Source organism: Pseudomonas paralactis (genome assembly GCF_001439735.1).
GTDB classification, from domain to species: Bacteria; Pseudomonadota; Gammaproteobacteria; order Pseudomonadales; family Pseudomonadaceae; genus Aquipseudomonas; species Aquipseudomonas paralactis.
The window spans coordinates 1-13,527 of the sequence record NZ_JYLN01000018.1 but is presented as its reverse complement, the minus strand read 5'-3'; the positions used below and the strand labels follow the sequence as shown (position 1 = coordinate 13,527).

General features: G+C 60.2%; 17 protein-coding genes. 14 read left to right on the top strand and 3 right to left on the bottom strand.

Going from position 1 to position 13,527, the window contains the following annotated elements; all coding sequences use genetic code 11:
* The first annotated feature begins 4 nt into the window (after positions 1-4).
* The 11 genes from tmk to TX23_RS25975 all read left to right on the top strand — a co-directional run bounded on the left by tmk (position 5) and on the right by TX23_RS25975 (position 10,327).
* Complete coding sequence (gene tmk / locus TX23_RS26025; RefSeq protein ID WP_057704644.1) at positions 5-637, top strand: dTMP kinase; 633 nt, start codon at positions 5-7, stop codon at positions 635-637.
* Positions 630-1,619 carry a DNA polymerase III subunit delta' gene (locus tag TX23_RS26020; protein ID WP_057704643.1) on the top strand — a complete coding sequence of 330 codons (990 nt, stop codon included), beginning with the start codon at positions 630-632 and terminating at the stop codon, positions 1,617-1,619. Before tmk ends, TX23_RS26020 begins: the two co-directional genes overlap by 8 nt.
* Before the next feature lie 63 nt (positions 1,620-1,682).
* Entirely contained in the window at positions 1,683-2,468 is a 786-nt protein-coding gene (locus TX23_RS26015) for a TatD family hydrolase (protein ID WP_057704642.1), read from the top strand.
* 443 nt (positions 2,469-2,911) lie between these two features.
* The gene (locus tag TX23_RS26010) at positions 2,912-3,577 is read left to right on the top strand and encodes a TetR/AcrR family transcriptional regulator (RefSeq protein WP_034128432.1); all 666 of its coding nucleotides are present in this window, start codon (positions 2,912-2,914) and stop codon (positions 3,575-3,577) included.
* A 139-nt stretch (positions 3,578-3,716) separates the two neighbouring features.
* Positions 3,717-4,685 carry a GTP 3',8-cyclase MoaA gene (locus TX23_RS26005; RefSeq protein ID WP_057704641.1) on the top strand — a complete coding sequence of 323 codons (969 nt, stop codon included), beginning with the start codon at positions 3,717-3,719 and terminating at the stop codon, positions 4,683-4,685.
* 111 nt (positions 4,686-4,796) lie between these two features.
* Entirely contained in the window at positions 4,797-5,402 is a 606-nt protein-coding gene (locus TX23_RS26000; protein ID WP_057704640.1) for a DUF4823 domain-containing protein, read from the top strand.
* A gap of 17 nt (positions 5,403-5,419) precedes the next feature.
* On the top strand, positions 5,420-5,980 hold the full coding sequence (locus TX23_RS25995) for a DUF1285 domain-containing protein (protein ID WP_057704639.1): 561 nt from the start codon (positions 5,420-5,422) through the stop codon (positions 5,978-5,980).
* 70 nt (positions 5,981-6,050) lie between these two features.
* Positions 6,051-6,764 (top strand): GntR family transcriptional regulator, encoded by a 714-nt coding sequence (locus TX23_RS25990; RefSeq protein ID WP_057704638.1) that lies wholly within the window; start codon positions 6,051-6,053, stop codon positions 6,762-6,764.
* Positions 6,761-7,762 carry an ADP-ribosylglycohydrolase family protein gene (locus TX23_RS25985; RefSeq protein ID WP_057704637.1) on the top strand — a complete coding sequence of 334 codons (1,002 nt, stop codon included), beginning with the start codon at positions 6,761-6,763 and terminating at the stop codon, positions 7,760-7,762. Before TX23_RS25990 ends, TX23_RS25985 begins: the two co-directional genes overlap by 4 nt.
* A gap of 188 nt (positions 7,763-7,950) precedes the next feature.
* Positions 7,951-9,417: a purine-cytosine permease family protein gene (locus TX23_RS25980; RefSeq protein ID WP_057704636.1), complete on the top strand. Its 1,467-nt coding sequence runs from the start codon at positions 7,951-7,953 to the stop codon at positions 9,415-9,417.
* Complete coding sequence (locus tag TX23_RS25975) at positions 9,410-10,327, top strand: PfkB family carbohydrate kinase (protein ID WP_057704635.1); 918 nt, start codon at positions 9,410-9,412, stop codon at positions 10,325-10,327. Before TX23_RS25980 ends, TX23_RS25975 begins: the two co-directional genes overlap by 8 nt.
* Positions 10,328-10,443: 116 nt before the next feature.
* Here TX23_RS25975 and TX23_RS25970 read toward each other — a convergent pair whose 3' ends face one another.
* The 3 genes from TX23_RS25970 to TX23_RS25960 are packed head-to-tail and all read right to left on the bottom strand — an operon-like array spanning position 10,444 to position 11,530.
* Positions 10,444-10,824: a termination factor Rho gene (locus tag TX23_RS25970; RefSeq protein ID WP_057704634.1), complete on the bottom strand. Its 381-nt coding sequence runs from the start codon at positions 10,822-10,824 to the stop codon at positions 10,444-10,446.
* Positions 10,825-10,873: 49 nt separating this feature from the next.
* Positions 10,874-11,140, bottom strand: coding sequence for a hypothetical protein (locus TX23_RS25965; RefSeq protein WP_057704633.1), 267 nt, complete (start codon positions 11,138-11,140; stop codon positions 10,874-10,876).
* 51 nt (positions 11,141-11,191) lie between these two features.
* A complete protein-coding gene (locus TX23_RS25960) occupies positions 11,192-11,530 on the bottom strand; it encodes a hypothetical protein (RefSeq protein ID WP_057704632.1) in 339 nt (112 codons plus the stop codon).
* A gap of 189 nt (positions 11,531-11,719) precedes the next feature.
* On the opposite strand from TX23_RS25960, the gene TX23_RS25955 reads away from it, so the two are divergent.
* From TX23_RS25955 to TX23_RS25945, 3 genes are all read left to right on the top strand, one after another.
* The gene (locus TX23_RS25955) at positions 11,720-12,199 is read left to right on the top strand and encodes a GNAT family N-acetyltransferase (protein WP_057704631.1); all 480 of its coding nucleotides are present in this window, start codon (positions 11,720-11,722) and stop codon (positions 12,197-12,199) included.
* Between the two features lie 149 nt (positions 12,200-12,348).
* A complete protein-coding gene (locus TX23_RS25950; protein WP_057704630.1) occupies positions 12,349-13,170 on the top strand; it encodes an SDR family oxidoreductase in 822 nt (273 codons plus the stop codon).
* A gap of 32 nt (positions 13,171-13,202) precedes the next feature.
* Positions 13,203-13,527, top strand: a 325-nt coding sequence (locus tag TX23_RS25945; protein ID WP_157243956.1) for a substrate-binding domain-containing protein, incomplete at its 3' end; no start/stop codon positions are given.

Here is a 13,527-nt window from a genome sequence, read left to right as displayed (position 1 = left end):
GCCTGTGACTGGCTTGTTTATTACCCTGGAAGGCCCGGAAGGTGCCGGTAAAAGCACGAACCGCGACTACCTGGCCGAGCGCCTGCGTGAGCAGGGCATCGAAGTGGTGCTGACCCGCGAGCCGGGCGGTACGCCGCTGGCCGAGCGTATACGCGAAGTGCTGTTGGCCCCGGGTGACGAGCCGATGAACCCGGACACCGAGCTGCTGCTGGTATTTGCTGCCCGCGCTCAACACCTTGGCGAAGTGATTCGCCCCGCGCTGGCACGTGGCGCTGTGGTGATTTGTGATCGCTTCACGGATTCCACCTACGCCTATCAGGGTGGGGGGCGAGGTTTGTCAGTGGAGCGTATCGCCACCTTGGAAACCTTTGTACAGGGCGATGTGCGTCCCGATCTGACCCTGCTGTTCGATCTGCCGGTAGACGTGGGCATGGCCCGCGCCAGCGCTCGTGGTCGCCTGGATCGTTTCGAACTGGAAGGCTCGGTATTTTTTGACGCTGTGCGCAGCGCTTTTCTGCAACGAGCCAAGGCTGAGCCGGCGCGCTATTACCTGCTCGATGCGGCGCAACCGTTGAGCCAGGTGCAACAGGCAATTGATGCGCTGTTGCCGACTCTGTTGGAGCGCACCCGTGGCTGAGTCCTACCCGTGGCAGGACGGTCTGTGGCAGCAACTGGCCGGCCGTGCTCAACACGCCCATGCCTATTTGCTGCATGGGCCAGTGGGTATCGGTAAACGTCACCTCGCCGAGCGCTTGATGGCCAGCCTGTTGTGCCAGCGCCCGGTCAATCTGGAGGCGTGTGGTGAGTGCAAATCCTGCCTGCTGCTCAAGGCCGGCAGTCACCCGGACAACTATGTGCTGGAGCCTGAGGAAGCAGACAAGGCGATCAAGGTCGATCAGGTACGCGACCTTGTCAGCTTCGTAGTGCAGACCGCGCAGATGGGCGGGCGTAAAGTGGTGTTGATCGAGCCAGTCGAGGCGATGAACATCAACGCCGCCAACGCCTTGCTCAAAAGCCTTGAAGAACCGTCCGGTGATACCGTGCTGTTGCTAGTCAGTCATCAGTCCAGCCGCTTGTTGCCGACGATTCGCAGCCGTTGCGTGCAGCAGGCGTGCCCGTTGCCGAGTGAGGCCATGAGCCTGCAATGGCTGGCGCACGCGTTGCCGGAGTGCACCGAGCAACAACGGGTCGAGTTGCTGACCCTGGCAGCCGGTTCGCCCCTGGCGGCAGTAAAGCTGCAAGCCCAGGGTGTGCGCGAGCAGCGGGCATTGGTGGTGGATGGCGTGAAGAAGCTGCTCAAACAGGAGCTGTCCGCCACGCAATTGGCCGAAAGCGCCTGGAAGGATATTCCCCTGCTGCTGTTGTTCGACTGGTTCTGCGATTGGTCCAGCCTGATCCTGCGCTACCAGCTGACCCAGGATGAAGACGGCCTGGGCTTGGCGGATATGCGTAAGGTTGTGCAATACCTGGCGCAGAAAAGTGCTCAGGACAAAGTGCTGAACATTCAGGACTGGATCCTCGCGCAGCGCCAGAAGGTGCTCGGCAAGGCCAACCTCAACCGCGTGCTGCTGCTTGAGGCGCTGCTGGTGCAGTGGGTTGGCCTGCTCGGGCGCCGTTAATTTTCGGGGCCGACACGTGTATGGTTGGCCAAACCCTTTTCGTGACTTAAGCCCTGACTTCCTATGCTCGTAGATTCCCATTGCCACCTTGATCGTCTCGACCTTGCCCAGCACGGCGGTTCCCTCGACGCCGCCCTTGAAGCTGCTCGTCAGCGTGGGGTAGGGCACTTCCTGTGCATCGGTGTCAGCGCTGAAAACGCCGCCGATGTCAAAGCCCTGGCTGATCGCTACGCCGATGTGGATTGCTCGGTGGGCATCCACCCGCTGGACCTCAAGCCCGGCGAAGCCCCGGCTCTGGACTGGCTATTGGGCGAACTCAACCATCCACGGGTGGTGGCCATCGGCGAAACCGGCCTGGACTACCACTACGAACCTGAAGCCGCCGAGTTGCAGCAGGCGTCGTTCCGTCTGCATCTGCAAGCCGCCCGGCAGACCGGCAAGCCGGTGATCATCCACACCCGGGGAGCTCGCGCCGATACCTTGAGCTTGCTGCGCGAAGCCGCGCTGCCGCAGGCCGGTGTGTTGCATTGTTTTACCGAGGACTGGGACATGGCCAAGGCTGCCCTGGACCTGGGCTTCTATATTTCCCTGTCGGGGATCGTCACCTTTCGCAACGCCGACGCGCTGCGCGACGTGGCCCGCCAAGTGCCAGCCGACCGCCTGCTGGTGGAGACCGACTCGCCGTACCTGGCGCCCATCCCCCATCGCGGCAAGCCAAACCTGCCCGAATATGTGCGTGACGTGGCCGATTACCTGGCGATGCTGCGCGGCGAGTCTTACGAACGCTTCGCCGAGCAGACCACCGAAAACTTCAAGCGCCTGTTTCCGTTGGCCCATGTAGGCGGATAGCACGGCTGAATGGCAGGCAAAAAAAACCCGGGTTCTGGGGGGTGAATCCGGGCTAAGACCATTAGGAGTAAACAAGGGCACGCAGTCCGTCGGTACCCAGGTCGACGCTTCACTTGGGGGAGATGTCGCGCCGACAGTTGAAGTATTGATCAGTATCCGATTCAGTCCAGCCAGATCTGATCGTTTTTTAAACAGATTTGGAATACGCCCGCTTTGCTTGAGTTCTCATTGTGCAGGTGGGCAGCTCGCAGTGATGCGTCTATTTCTGACTGATATGGATAAAAACGTTGGCGTATTGAAAGTTAAGTGCGTCGCGGGTTCACATAGACATTGCCCAACGACCGTTCAGTCGGGATAATCCCTCGCATCGGGTAAATCGTATCGCCACGTATCCGTGGCCCTGCGCAACCCTCCCTATTCCGACCTTTGCAGACTTCTTCCTCATGCACAAAGAACCCCGTAAGGTCCGTGAGTTTCGCCGCCGTGAGCAGGAAATTCTCGACACCGCACTCAAGTTATTCCTCGAACAGGGCGAAGACAGCGTCACGGTAGAGATGATTGCGGATGCCGTGGGTATCGGCAAAGGCACCATCTACAAACACTTCAAGTCCAAGGCCGAGATCTACTTGCGCCTGATGCTCGACTACGAGCGCGACTTGAACGAGCTGCTGCACTCGGCCGATGTCGACAAGGACAAGGAAGCCCTGTCCCGCGCTTACTTTGAGTTCCGGATGCGTGACCCGCAACGCTACCGCCTGTTCGACCGCCTGGAAGAGAAGGTGGTCAAGGGGCACCAGGTGCCGGAAATGGTCGAGGAGCTGCACAAGATCCGCGCCTCGAACTTCGAACGCCTGACCCTGCTGATCAAGGGGCGTATCAGTGAAGGCAAGCTGGAAGACGTGCCGCCGTATTTCCACTACTGCGCCGCCTGGGCCCTGGTGCATGGTGCCGTCGCGCTGTATCACTCGCCGTTCTGGAGCAATGTGCTGGAGGACCAGGAAGGTTTCTTCCAGTTCCTGATGGACATCGGCGTGCGCATGGGCAACAAGCGCAAGCACAGCCCTGAACTGCCGGGCGCCGAGAAGAGCGGCGACACCCCTGCCACGTAAGTCATTCGCCACAGTGATGGCGCAATGATTTACTGCCAGGCGCAGTAACCCAGGAATATACTCAGGCAAGGACCTTGCTAAAAGCTGAGTTATGAGTCAGCTTTTAGCGCGCCCGAATTATCCTCTGCCGGAGTGATCCATGATCGTTGATCGTCAAGGCAGGCGTTTTCGCAATTTGCGGATCAGCCTGACTTCAGCCTGCAATTATGCGTGTACCTATTGCGTGCCTGACGGCAAGCGGCTGGTGGCTGCCCAGGATGAACTGTCGGCCGAAGCCATGGCCCGAGGCGTGGCTTACCTGATTGAAGCGGCGGGTATCGAGCGCTTGCGCATTACCGGCGGTGAGCCGTTGGTCAGCCCCAAGTTGGAAGCCTTCATGGGGGCGGTAGGGCAGATGGGCCTGAGCGACATCAGCCTGACCACCAATGGCCAACTGCTGGCGCGCAAACTGCCGTTGCTGGTGGCTGCCGGCATTCGGCGCATCAACGTTTCCCTCGACACCCTGGATGCCGATGCCTTTCGCAGTATCGCCCGTGGCGGCGACCTGGCCACCGTGCTCGATGGCATGGACCAGGCCAGCGCGGCCGGCATCAAGATCAAGGTCAATATGGTGCCATTGCGTGGCCAGAACCTGGATCAGGTGATGCCTCTGCTCGATTACTGCCTGGAGCGTGGCTACGAGCTGCGCTTTATCGAATTGATGCGCATGGGGCACTTGGCGAAAGACTCCAACGCATTCCTCCAGCAATTTGTCAGCTTGCAGCAATTGCTCAGCCTGATCGGTGAGCGCCACGAATACCTGCAAGCCAACGCACCCGTCGACGCTACCGCCGTACGCTACGAAGTTCCGGGCAAGGGCTTCTTTGGCGTGATCGCCAATGAAAGCGTACCGTTCTGCCGTACCTGCTCGCGCCTGCGGCTGTCGTCCACGGGCTGGCTGCATGGCTGCTTGTCTTCGAGCAATCGCCACTACGTCGGTGACTTGCTCGATCAACCGCGTCACCAGGCCTTGCCGGCCTTGCAGGGCTTGTTGATGAAAGCACTGGGCGACAAGCAGGAAGTGGCGTTTTCGGGCGGTGCGACAATCATGAAGATCATCGGCGGCTAATGTAGATCTTCCGGGTCCTACATTCGCTGTACGTTGCCCCTCAAGCTGGCGCAGAACCTGCATCTCACGCCCATTCGCCGGTTTTCCGTCACCGGCTTCTGGAGGATTAGGATGCGTAGTCTGGTTTTACTGTTGGCGGGGTTGGCCCTGAGTGGTTGCATGACCGTCAGCGATATGGCCGAAGGCACTCGCTATCAGATGAGCGATGCCGGGCTGCTCGACCATAGCGATACCCGGCGTACGGCCTCGGTGCGCATACAGCCCGATTCCTTTGTGTTTATTGCCCAGGGCGCCTTCGTGCCGCCGGGCAGCGCGTACCCGCGACCTAACGTAGTCGCCGAGGAAGCGTTCAACGGTTTTGTCGAATATTTCCCCATGGTCCGGCGTGCCCGTCAACCCGAAGGTCTTGAGCAGGCCATGGCTGAAGCCCGCGAGGCGGGTGCTCACTACTTGCTGTATTGCCGCTTTGCGGCAGCCGATGACCGTATCGGCAACGCCGATGAGTGGACCGATCAGCAAGCCCTGGACCGCCTGGGACTGGACAGCGGTGTCATCCAGGTCATGTTGATCGAGACCAGCACCCAGTATTTGATTGATACTGCACGTATTCGCAGTCGTGGCGGTTTACTGACGTTCCACGACACATCGCCACAAGATCTGATTGCCCGCCCCCTGGCGCAATACGCCCGAGGCTTGCTGGGCATGAGCAATCAGTAGACCCGAGGAGAGCCCCCATGACCGATTCCGCCAAGGCCAATGACCTATTGGCCCAACTGCCAAAGGGCAAGGGGCCGGCACCGGTGCATCTGTGGAACCCGGATTTTTGCGGCGACATCGATATGCGCATTGCTCGCGACGGCACCTGGTTTTACCAGGGCACGCCCATCGGGCGAAAGCCGATGGTCAAACTGTTTTCAAATATCCTGCGCCGCGACGGCGATGATTATTTCCTGGTGACTCCGGTAGAAAAAGTCGGCATCAAGGTCGACGATGTGCCATTTGTGGCGATAACCCTGGATGTGCAGGGGCAGGGCGAAAGCCAGATCTTGCGCTTTACCACCCATGTCGACGAGCAGATCGAGGCCGGCCTTGAACATCCGTTGCGGGTGGTGATCGACCCGGTCACCCAGGAACCTGCACCCTATGTGCGAGTTCGCACCAACCTTGAAGCCCTTGTGCATCGCAACGTGTTCTACCAATTGGTGGAACTGGCGGTGACGCGTCCGATCAACGGTCAAAACTGGCTTGGCGTCTGGAGCGGCGGGGAATTTTTTCCCATCGGCCTGGAACCCTGAGGCTGATTTTACCTTCACCCTGAAATAATTTCCTTGCCGTAAACGGCCGCTTTCGGTTATCAATTTGTACATGATTAGACATGTTCGATTTGATAAGAAAAAACGCGTCGTCGACGAGCTCATCCGCCGTATCGAGGGTGGGGTCATGGCCGACGGTTTGCTGTTGCCGGGTGAGCATCAATTGGCCGAGGAGTTCGCGGTCAGCCGTGGCACGCTGCGCGAAGCGCTGGCCGAGCTCAAGCGTCGCAACTACATCGCCACCCAGAGTGGGGTTGGCTCCATCGTCACCTTTGATGGCATGGTCCTCGACCAACGCAGCGGTTGGGCTCAGGCCCTGGCCGACACGGGCGCCCAAGTGAACACCGACGTATTGCGTTTCGAAGCCGTGACGCGCCCGGACCTGTTCAGCCGTTTTGGCACCGAGCAATTTATTGCCCTGGACCGCCGCCGGAGTACGTCCGATGGGACTGCGGTGTCCCTGGAACGCTCGTTGATGCCGGCGGTGGGCGGCCTGGAAAGCCTGCCCCGCATTGGCCTGATCGACGATTCCCTGACCATTACCCTGGCGGCCTACGGTTACGTGGGGGCCGAAGGTGACCAGTGGATCGGTGCCGAACCCCTGAGCGATGAAGATGCTCAATTGCTCGGGCGCGCTACCGGCACCGTATTTCTCAAAGCTTCGCGCACCACCTACGACCGTCGCGAGCGCTTCATGGAGCATGTCGAAAGCTTGCTCGACCCGTTGCACTTTCGTCTGCATCTGCAATTTGGAGCTGCCAAATGACCCGGGAAGAACGCGCACTCGGTGCCTTCTACGGCCTGGCCCTGGGCGATGCCCTGGGTATGCCCACACAATCGTTGAGCCGCGAGCAGGTCAAAGCGCGCTTCGGAGCCATCACCGCTCTGGAAGACGCCGACGCCGACCAGCCCATCGCACCGAACATGCCCGCCGGTTCCATTACCGATGACACCGAGCAGGCCATCCTGGTCGCGCAGCTGCTGGTGCAAGGCCAAGGTCATATCGAACCTGCCGTGCTTGCCCAGCGCCTGATCGACTGGGAAGCGGGAATGCGTGCCAAGGGTTCTCAGGACTTGCTCGGACCTTCGACCAAGCGGGCGATCGATATGATCCTTGTCGGCCATACGCCGCAAGAGTCTGGACGCTACGGCACCACCAATGGCGCGGCCATGCGCATCACGCCGGTGGGTATCGCCGCCGATGTCAGTGAGACGGCGCCGTTTATCCAGGCGGTGATCCAGGCTTGCCAGGTCACCCATAACACCAGCCTGGGTATCTCCAGCGCCGCGGCTGTGGCGGCGGTGGTCTCTGCCGGTATTAATGGCGTGGACCTGGGCGAAGCCTTGAACATCGGCACGCAGGTCGCCCAGCAGGCTGAAAGCCATGGGCACTGGGTGGCCGGTGGGCGCATTGCCACCCGCATCAGTTGGGCCCGCACCCTGAGCGTCGGCAGTGACGACAAGGCCCTGTTTGCCGATTTGCTCTACGAATTGATCGGGACGTCTGTTGCCTCGCAGGAGTCGGTGGTGGTGTCGTTCGCCCTGGCACAGCAAGTCGCGTCCGGTGATATGAATGCCTTCGAAGCGCTGTGCCTGGCCGCCAGCCTGGGGGGCGACACCGACACGATCGCCGCGATCCTGGGGGCCATGCTCGGCGCATGCCTGGGAATGCAGTGCTGGCCAGAGGCGCTGATCGAGCAGGTCAAGCAGGTCAATGGCCTGGACTTGCAGCCGCTGGTCCAAGCGTTATTGGCCTTGCGATAAACACGGAACTAAATGTGGGAGCTGGCTTGCCTGCGACAGCGGTTTTCCAGTGGCTGCTGGGCTGGTTGACACGCCCCAATCGCAGGCAAGCCAGCTCCCACATTAAAAAGCGTTGAGTCAGGAAGACTGGATAAAGATTCGACTCGCTGCCACAACCACAACAATACAGGCACCAGGAGCACCCTTTCATGAGCAGTACCTCTAGCGGCCAAAGCGCCGGCCAGTTGGAAACACGCGGCATCGAGCCGGTCCCGGAAGGCGAGTGCAATGGCCATCCGCTGCAACTGTTCTGGGTATGGTTTGCCGCCAATATCAGCATCCTCGGCTTGCCGCTCGGCGCGACGTTGGTCGCGTTCCGGGGCTTGGCCATCTGGCAGGCGATTATCGTCGCAATCCTTGGCGCGGCTGGCTCCTTTGCGGTAGTAGGCATCATCTCCATCGCTGGCCGCCGTGGGCGCGCGCCCAGCCTGACGTTATCCCGCGCTATCTTTGGCGTACGCGGCAATATCGGCCCGACAGTGGTCTCGCTGATGTCGCGCCTGGGTTGGGAAACCGTCAACACCACCACTGCCGCCTTTGTGTTGCTGTCGTTGTGTTCGATCCTGTTCGGTTCGGCGGTAGAGGCGAAAAGCGCCCCCGTGCTCACGTTGATCTTCATTGCTATCTTTGTGCTGCTGACCCTGGCCGTGTCCGGCCTCGGCCACGCCACATTGCTGGTGATCCAGAAGTGGGCCACTTATGTATTTGGCGGTTTGAATATCCTGGTGGGCGGCTTTCTGTGCGCCACCATCGACTGGAGCGCGGTGTTCAATGCCACCCCTGCGCCGTTAAGCGCGATGATCATCGGCGTCGGCACCATGGCCGCCGGCACCGGCATTGGTTGGGCCAACGCTGGTGCCGATATGTCGCGCTACCAGCACCGCAGCGTCAAGGCTGTACGCCTGGTGGCCAGCGCCGCTTTTGGCGCGGGTATCCCGCTGGTGTTGCTGATTACCCTGGGCGGCCTGCTGTCGGTGGGTAACAACGACCTGGCGTCGGCCACCGATCCGATCATCGCAATCCGCGACATGCTGCCGACCTGGATGGCGGTGCCTTACCTGATCACCGCGTTCGGCGGGCTGTTGCTGTCGAACAACCTGTCGGTGTATTCGGCCGGTCTGACGACGTTGACCCTGGGTTTGAAGGTCAAGCGCGTGCACGCGGTGATTGTCGATATCGTGGCGATCTTTGCCGGCTCCATCTATTTCATGCTGATTGCCGACAGCTTCTATGGCCCGTTCATCACCTTCATTTCGCTGCTGGCGGTGCCGATTACGGCGTGGGTCGGGATCTTCGTGGTCGACTTGATCCACCGGCATTACTACAGCCCCAAGGACCTGCTGGACGTCAGCCCGAGCAGCGCTTACTGGTATCGCGGCGGCGTGGAGTGGCGGGCCTTCGGCGCCTGGGCCGTGGCCATCGTGCTGGGGTTCAGCTTCACCACCATCGGCACCACCGCGCAAAATATCTGGTTCGCAGGGCCGCTGTCCGACTCCTGGTTGGGCCACAACGGCCTGGGCTGGATCGTCACCTTCCTGGTGGCTGGCGGCCTTTATGCGGTACTGGGCGGCGCGGCTGATCGTCGTCCGGCTTTGATAGAGAGCACCCATGCCTAGATTGCTGCATACCGGCCAGGTCATTGTCGACTTGGTCATGGCCCTCGACACGCTGCCGGCCACCGGTGGTGACGTGCTGGCCCAATCTGCCAGTTTTGAAGCAGGCGGTGGCTTCAACGTCATGGCGGCCGCGCGGCGCAATGGTATGTCGGTGGTTTACCTGGGGCGCCACGGCAATGGCCGGTTCGGCGACTTGGCCCGCGCCGCGATGCAGGCTGAAAAGATTGATATGGCGTTGGCGGCGAGCAGCGAGAAAGACACCGGTTTGTGTGTGTCCCTGACCGAGGCCACCACGGAGCGTACGTTTATTTCCCATATCGGCGCCGAGGGTGAATTGAGTGCCGAGGATTTGGCCAGGATCGTTCCGCTCGCCGATGACTACGTGTACGTCAGTGGCTACAGCCTGCTCCTCGACGGTAAGGCGCAGGCGCTGATCGACTGGCTGTTGGCGCTGCCGCGAGAGACCGTGGTGGTGTTTGATCCCGGACCGCTGGTCAAGGCGCCGGATTCGGCTTTGATGCGTGCGTTGTTGCCACGTATCGATATCTGGACCAGCAATGGCCCGGAAGCTCTGGCGTTTACCGGTGCCCTCGAACTTGCCGCCGCGTTGCCTGAGTTGAGTCGACATCTGCCTGCACACACGTTGTTGGTGGTACGTGATGGGCCCAATGGTTGCTGGGTAGGGCGCACGGCTGAAATTGAACATGTACTCGGTTTCAAGGTGCAAGCGGTCGACAGCAACGGTGCGGGGGATGCGCACGCAGGGGTGTTTATTGCCGGCTTGGCGCAGGGCTTGAAACCTGTCGAGGCGGCGCGTCGAGCGAATGCTGCGGCGGCGTTGGCGGTGACGCGTTGGGGGCCGGCCACATCACCTGCCACTGCCGAGGTCGATGCACTACTCAGGGAATAAACACACGTCAAAATGTGGGAGGGGGCTTGCTCCCGATAGCGGTGTATTAGCCAGTTCATCTATAGCTGACCCACTGCAATCGGGGGCAAGCCCCCTCCCACATTTTGAATCTATGTTTAGCCTGCTTTTTTCAACGCCAGGATCAATTCATGTTTACGCATGGTCGAGCGGCCCGGAATGTTCTTGGCTCGCGCCTCCTTCATCAGGCCCTCCTTGGTTTGCGTACCTAACGAAGCCCCACTGCTGCGCGGGTGCCCCTCACGGCTGGCTGCCGCGCGCTTGGCCGAATCCTGGCGGTCCTGAGACTTCTTCGCCGGCGCTTTGCGCTGGCCCGATCCGCCGGCCTTTTCACCGCCGCCGGACTGCTTGTTGACGGTGGCCCAGGCCCGGGCTTCAGCTTCTTCCCTGGATAATCCCTTGTGCTCGTAACTGTCTTCGATATGAGCGGCCTTGCGTTTCTGTTCGGCGGTGTATTTGGCTTTGCTTCCACGAGGCATCGCTAAAACTCCTTCTGGCCCCCGTCACGGGGCCAGACCAGAAAATGGATTACTGAGGGCTCGCACCGTCGAGCTTGCGGGCCTCATCCACACCCGAAGCGGTGAGCTTGATCGGCAGGTTCAACGAATATTCACCGGCGTCGTCGGTGGTCACATGCCCATCCTTGATCAACCCGCGGTCTTGCAGAAACGCCAAGACACTGGCGACTTCTTTCTCACCGCGGTAGTTGTCCAGTACCTCCTTGCCCAAACCCTGGGGGTGAGCGTGCAACAGGCGGGTGAGGACTTCTTTTTCAAGGTTTCTATCGACGTTCATGTGTACCTCTTCACTGGGAAATGATCGGGTGTCCGTCTTGCCAGGGATACATCAAGGCGCAGGTTGTTTCGGTGCGCCCGGCAGGTTCGAGTCGTCGCCTTTATTGATCTTCGGCTCATTGACCGATGGGCCCATTTTGCCGTTGCCGACGGCAGCCGGGGCCTGGCGCTGGGTATCATGGCCTTGGGTGCGAGGGTCTGCACCGTTGGTGTTGTCGATGATCGCGCCGCCGTTGGTATCCAGGCCAGTGCCCATGGATTTCTGCGATTCAGTCGTTGCATCGGGCGTTGGGTCGGTGGGGCCGGTCGACGAAGTTGCGGCAAAGGCGCTCAGGGACGCAGCGGACAGCAGGCCGGTGAGGGCGAGGGCAGCAAATTTGGAATTTTTCATGAGGGTGTCTCCATATGATTAATGTCCTTACCCTTTATTGGTCAGCCACCCTTGGCTGTTCGTGCCTTGAGGGCGACGAACGGTACTTCGCTAGCTGTAAGTTTTTGTGTGCCGGTTGCGGGAAATGCGCTGCAATCGGTCATCAAACCGCCTTAGTATGTGGGCTTTGAAATTGCCCAAGGCGCGCCCATGACCATCGAGATTCGCCCCGCCGTACCCAGCGATGCTGCGCAGATCCTGAGTTTCATCACCGAGCTTGCCGAATATGAGAAAGCCCGGCACGAAGTGATCGCCAGCGTGGTGGATATCGAACGCAGCCTGTTCAGCGAGGGCGCTACCGCCCACGGCCTTATCTGCCTGCGCGACGGTTTGCCGATTGGTTTTGCCGTGTTCTTTTTCAGCTACTCCACCTGGCTGGGCAGCAACTGCCTGTACCTGGAAGACTTGTATATCAACCCGGAGCAACGCGGCGGCGGGGCGGGTAAGAAGCTGTTGCGCCACTTGGCGAAGATCGCCTGCGATAACGGCTGCGGGCGTTTCGAGTGGAGCGTGCTGGACTGGAATGAACCGGCGATTGCTTTCTACAAATCCATCGGCGCGCAGCCTCAGGAAGAATGGGTGCGCTATCGCATGGAAGGCGATGCACTGAGGGATTTTGCCCAAGGCTGACCAACAGCCGAAACCGGCCATCAATGGCCGGTTTTTTTATGCTCTCTCTCACAATGTGGGATGTAAATTTATATATTGAGATATTTCAAGGTCTGGGTTTATAGTCGCCTGCATCAGCACTCACTACCAAAAATAAAACAGGTGAAGCGATGCAGGCACAACCGTTGTCCCTACCTGCCGTGCCCGAGCCTACTTACGGCGAACGGTTGAAGAACAAGGTGGTGATCATCACCGGCGCTGCGCAAGGCATTGGCGAGGCAATAGTGGCGTGCTTCCAGGCCCAGCAGGCGCGGTTGGTGATTGCGGACATCCAGGGCGAGAAAATCGAAAAGATCGCCGCCCATTGGCGCGAACGCGGCGCCCAGATTGACGCACAGCCCGTAGATATCACCTCCAGGGCGCAATGGCAGGCGCTGGTCGACCTTGCCATCGAGCGCTTCGGGCGTGTGGACGTGCTGGTCAATTGCGCCGGGGTCAATGTGTTTCGCGACCCGCTGGAAATGACCGACGAGGATTGGCGCCGCTGTTTCGCCATCGACCTCGATGGTGCCTGGTACGGTTGCCGTGCGGTGCTGCCGCATATGATCGCGCAGGGCATCGGCAACATCATCAATATTGCCTCCACCCATTCCAGCCACATCATCCCCGGCTGTTTTCCTTATCCCGTCGCCAAGCATGGCCTGCTCGGCCTCACTCGCGCCCTGGGCATCGAATACGCGCCCAAGGGCATCCGCGTAAACGCTATCGCCCCGGGCTATATCGAAACCCAGCTGAACGTCGACTATTGGAACGGGTTCCCCGACCCCCACGCCGAACGTCAGCGCGCGTTTGACCTGCACCCGCCCAAGCGCATCGGCCAACCCGTTGAGGTGGCGATGACCGCGCTGTTTCTGGCGACCGACGAGGCCCCCTTTATCAACGCCACTTGCCTGATGATCGATGGCGGGCGTTCGGTGATGTACCACGACTGAATCGTTTTTCAATAACAAAAAAGAGGTGGTTCATGTTCAAGAAGACTCTTGGCGCTGTGGCGCTGGCGATGGTGTTCAGCGGCTTTGTTTCGGCTGAAGAAGTGAAGATCGGCTTTCTGGTCAAGCAGGCCGAAGAGCCGTGGTTCCAGACTGAATGGGCCTTTGCCGAAAAAGCCGGCAAGGAGCATGGCTTCACGGTGATCAAGATCGCCGTGCCCGATGGCGAGAAGACCCTCTCGGCCATCGACAGCCTGGCCGCCAACGGCGCCAAGGGTTTTGTGATCTGCCCACCGGACGTGTCCCTGGGCCCGGCCATCGTCGCCAAGGCCAAGGTCAACGGCCTGAAAGTGATGGCCG

What these genes read in the sequence shown, in the direction of transcription:
- TX23_RS26015 (WP_057704642.1), top strand. Translation starts at nt 1,683, where the DNA reads ATGCTCGTAGATTCCCATTGCCACCTTGATCGTCTCGACCTTGCCCAG.
- TX23_RS26010 (WP_034128432.1), top strand. Translation starts at nt 2,912, where the DNA reads ATGCACAAAGAACCCCGTAAGGTCCGTGAGTTTCGCCGCCGTGAGCAG.
- TX23_RS26005 (WP_057704641.1), top strand. Translation starts at nt 3,717, where the DNA reads ATGATCGTTGATCGTCAAGGCAGGCGTTTTCGCAATTTGCGGATCAGC.
- TX23_RS26000 (WP_057704640.1), top strand. Translation starts at nt 4,797, where the DNA reads ATGCGTAGTCTGGTTTTACTGTTGGCGGGGTTGGCCCTGAGTGGTTGC.
- TX23_RS25995 (WP_057704639.1), top strand. Translation starts at nt 5,420, where the DNA reads ATGACCGATTCCGCCAAGGCCAATGACCTATTGGCCCAACTGCCAAAG.
- TX23_RS25990 (WP_057704638.1), top strand. Translation starts at nt 6,051, where the DNA reads ATGATTAGACATGTTCGATTTGATAAGAAAAAACGCGTCGTCGACGAG.
- TX23_RS25985 (WP_057704637.1), top strand. Translation starts at nt 6,761, where the DNA reads ATGACCCGGGAAGAACGCGCACTCGGTGCCTTCTACGGCCTGGCCCTG.
- TX23_RS25980 (WP_057704636.1), top strand. Translation starts at nt 7,951, where the DNA reads ATGAGCAGTACCTCTAGCGGCCAAAGCGCCGGCCAGTTGGAAACACGC.
- TX23_RS25975 (WP_057704635.1), top strand. Translation starts at nt 9,410, where the DNA reads ATGCCTAGATTGCTGCATACCGGCCAGGTCATTGTCGACTTGGTCATG.
- TX23_RS25970 (WP_057704634.1), bottom strand. Translation starts at nt 10,824, where the DNA reads ATGCCTCGTGGAAGCAAAGCCAAATACACCGCCGAACAGAAACGCAAG.
- TX23_RS25965 (WP_057704633.1), bottom strand. Translation starts at nt 11,140, where the DNA reads ATGAACGTCGATAGAAACCTTGAAAAAGAAGTCCTCACCCGCCTGTTG.
- TX23_RS25960 (WP_057704632.1), bottom strand. Translation starts at nt 11,530, where the DNA reads ATGAAAAATTCCAAATTTGCTGCCCTCGCCCTCACCGGCCTGCTGTCC.
- TX23_RS25955 (WP_057704631.1), top strand. Translation starts at nt 11,720, where the DNA reads ATGACCATCGAGATTCGCCCCGCCGTACCCAGCGATGCTGCGCAGATC.
- TX23_RS25950 (WP_057704630.1), top strand. Translation starts at nt 12,349, where the DNA reads ATGCAGGCACAACCGTTGTCCCTACCTGCCGTGCCCGAGCCTACTTAC.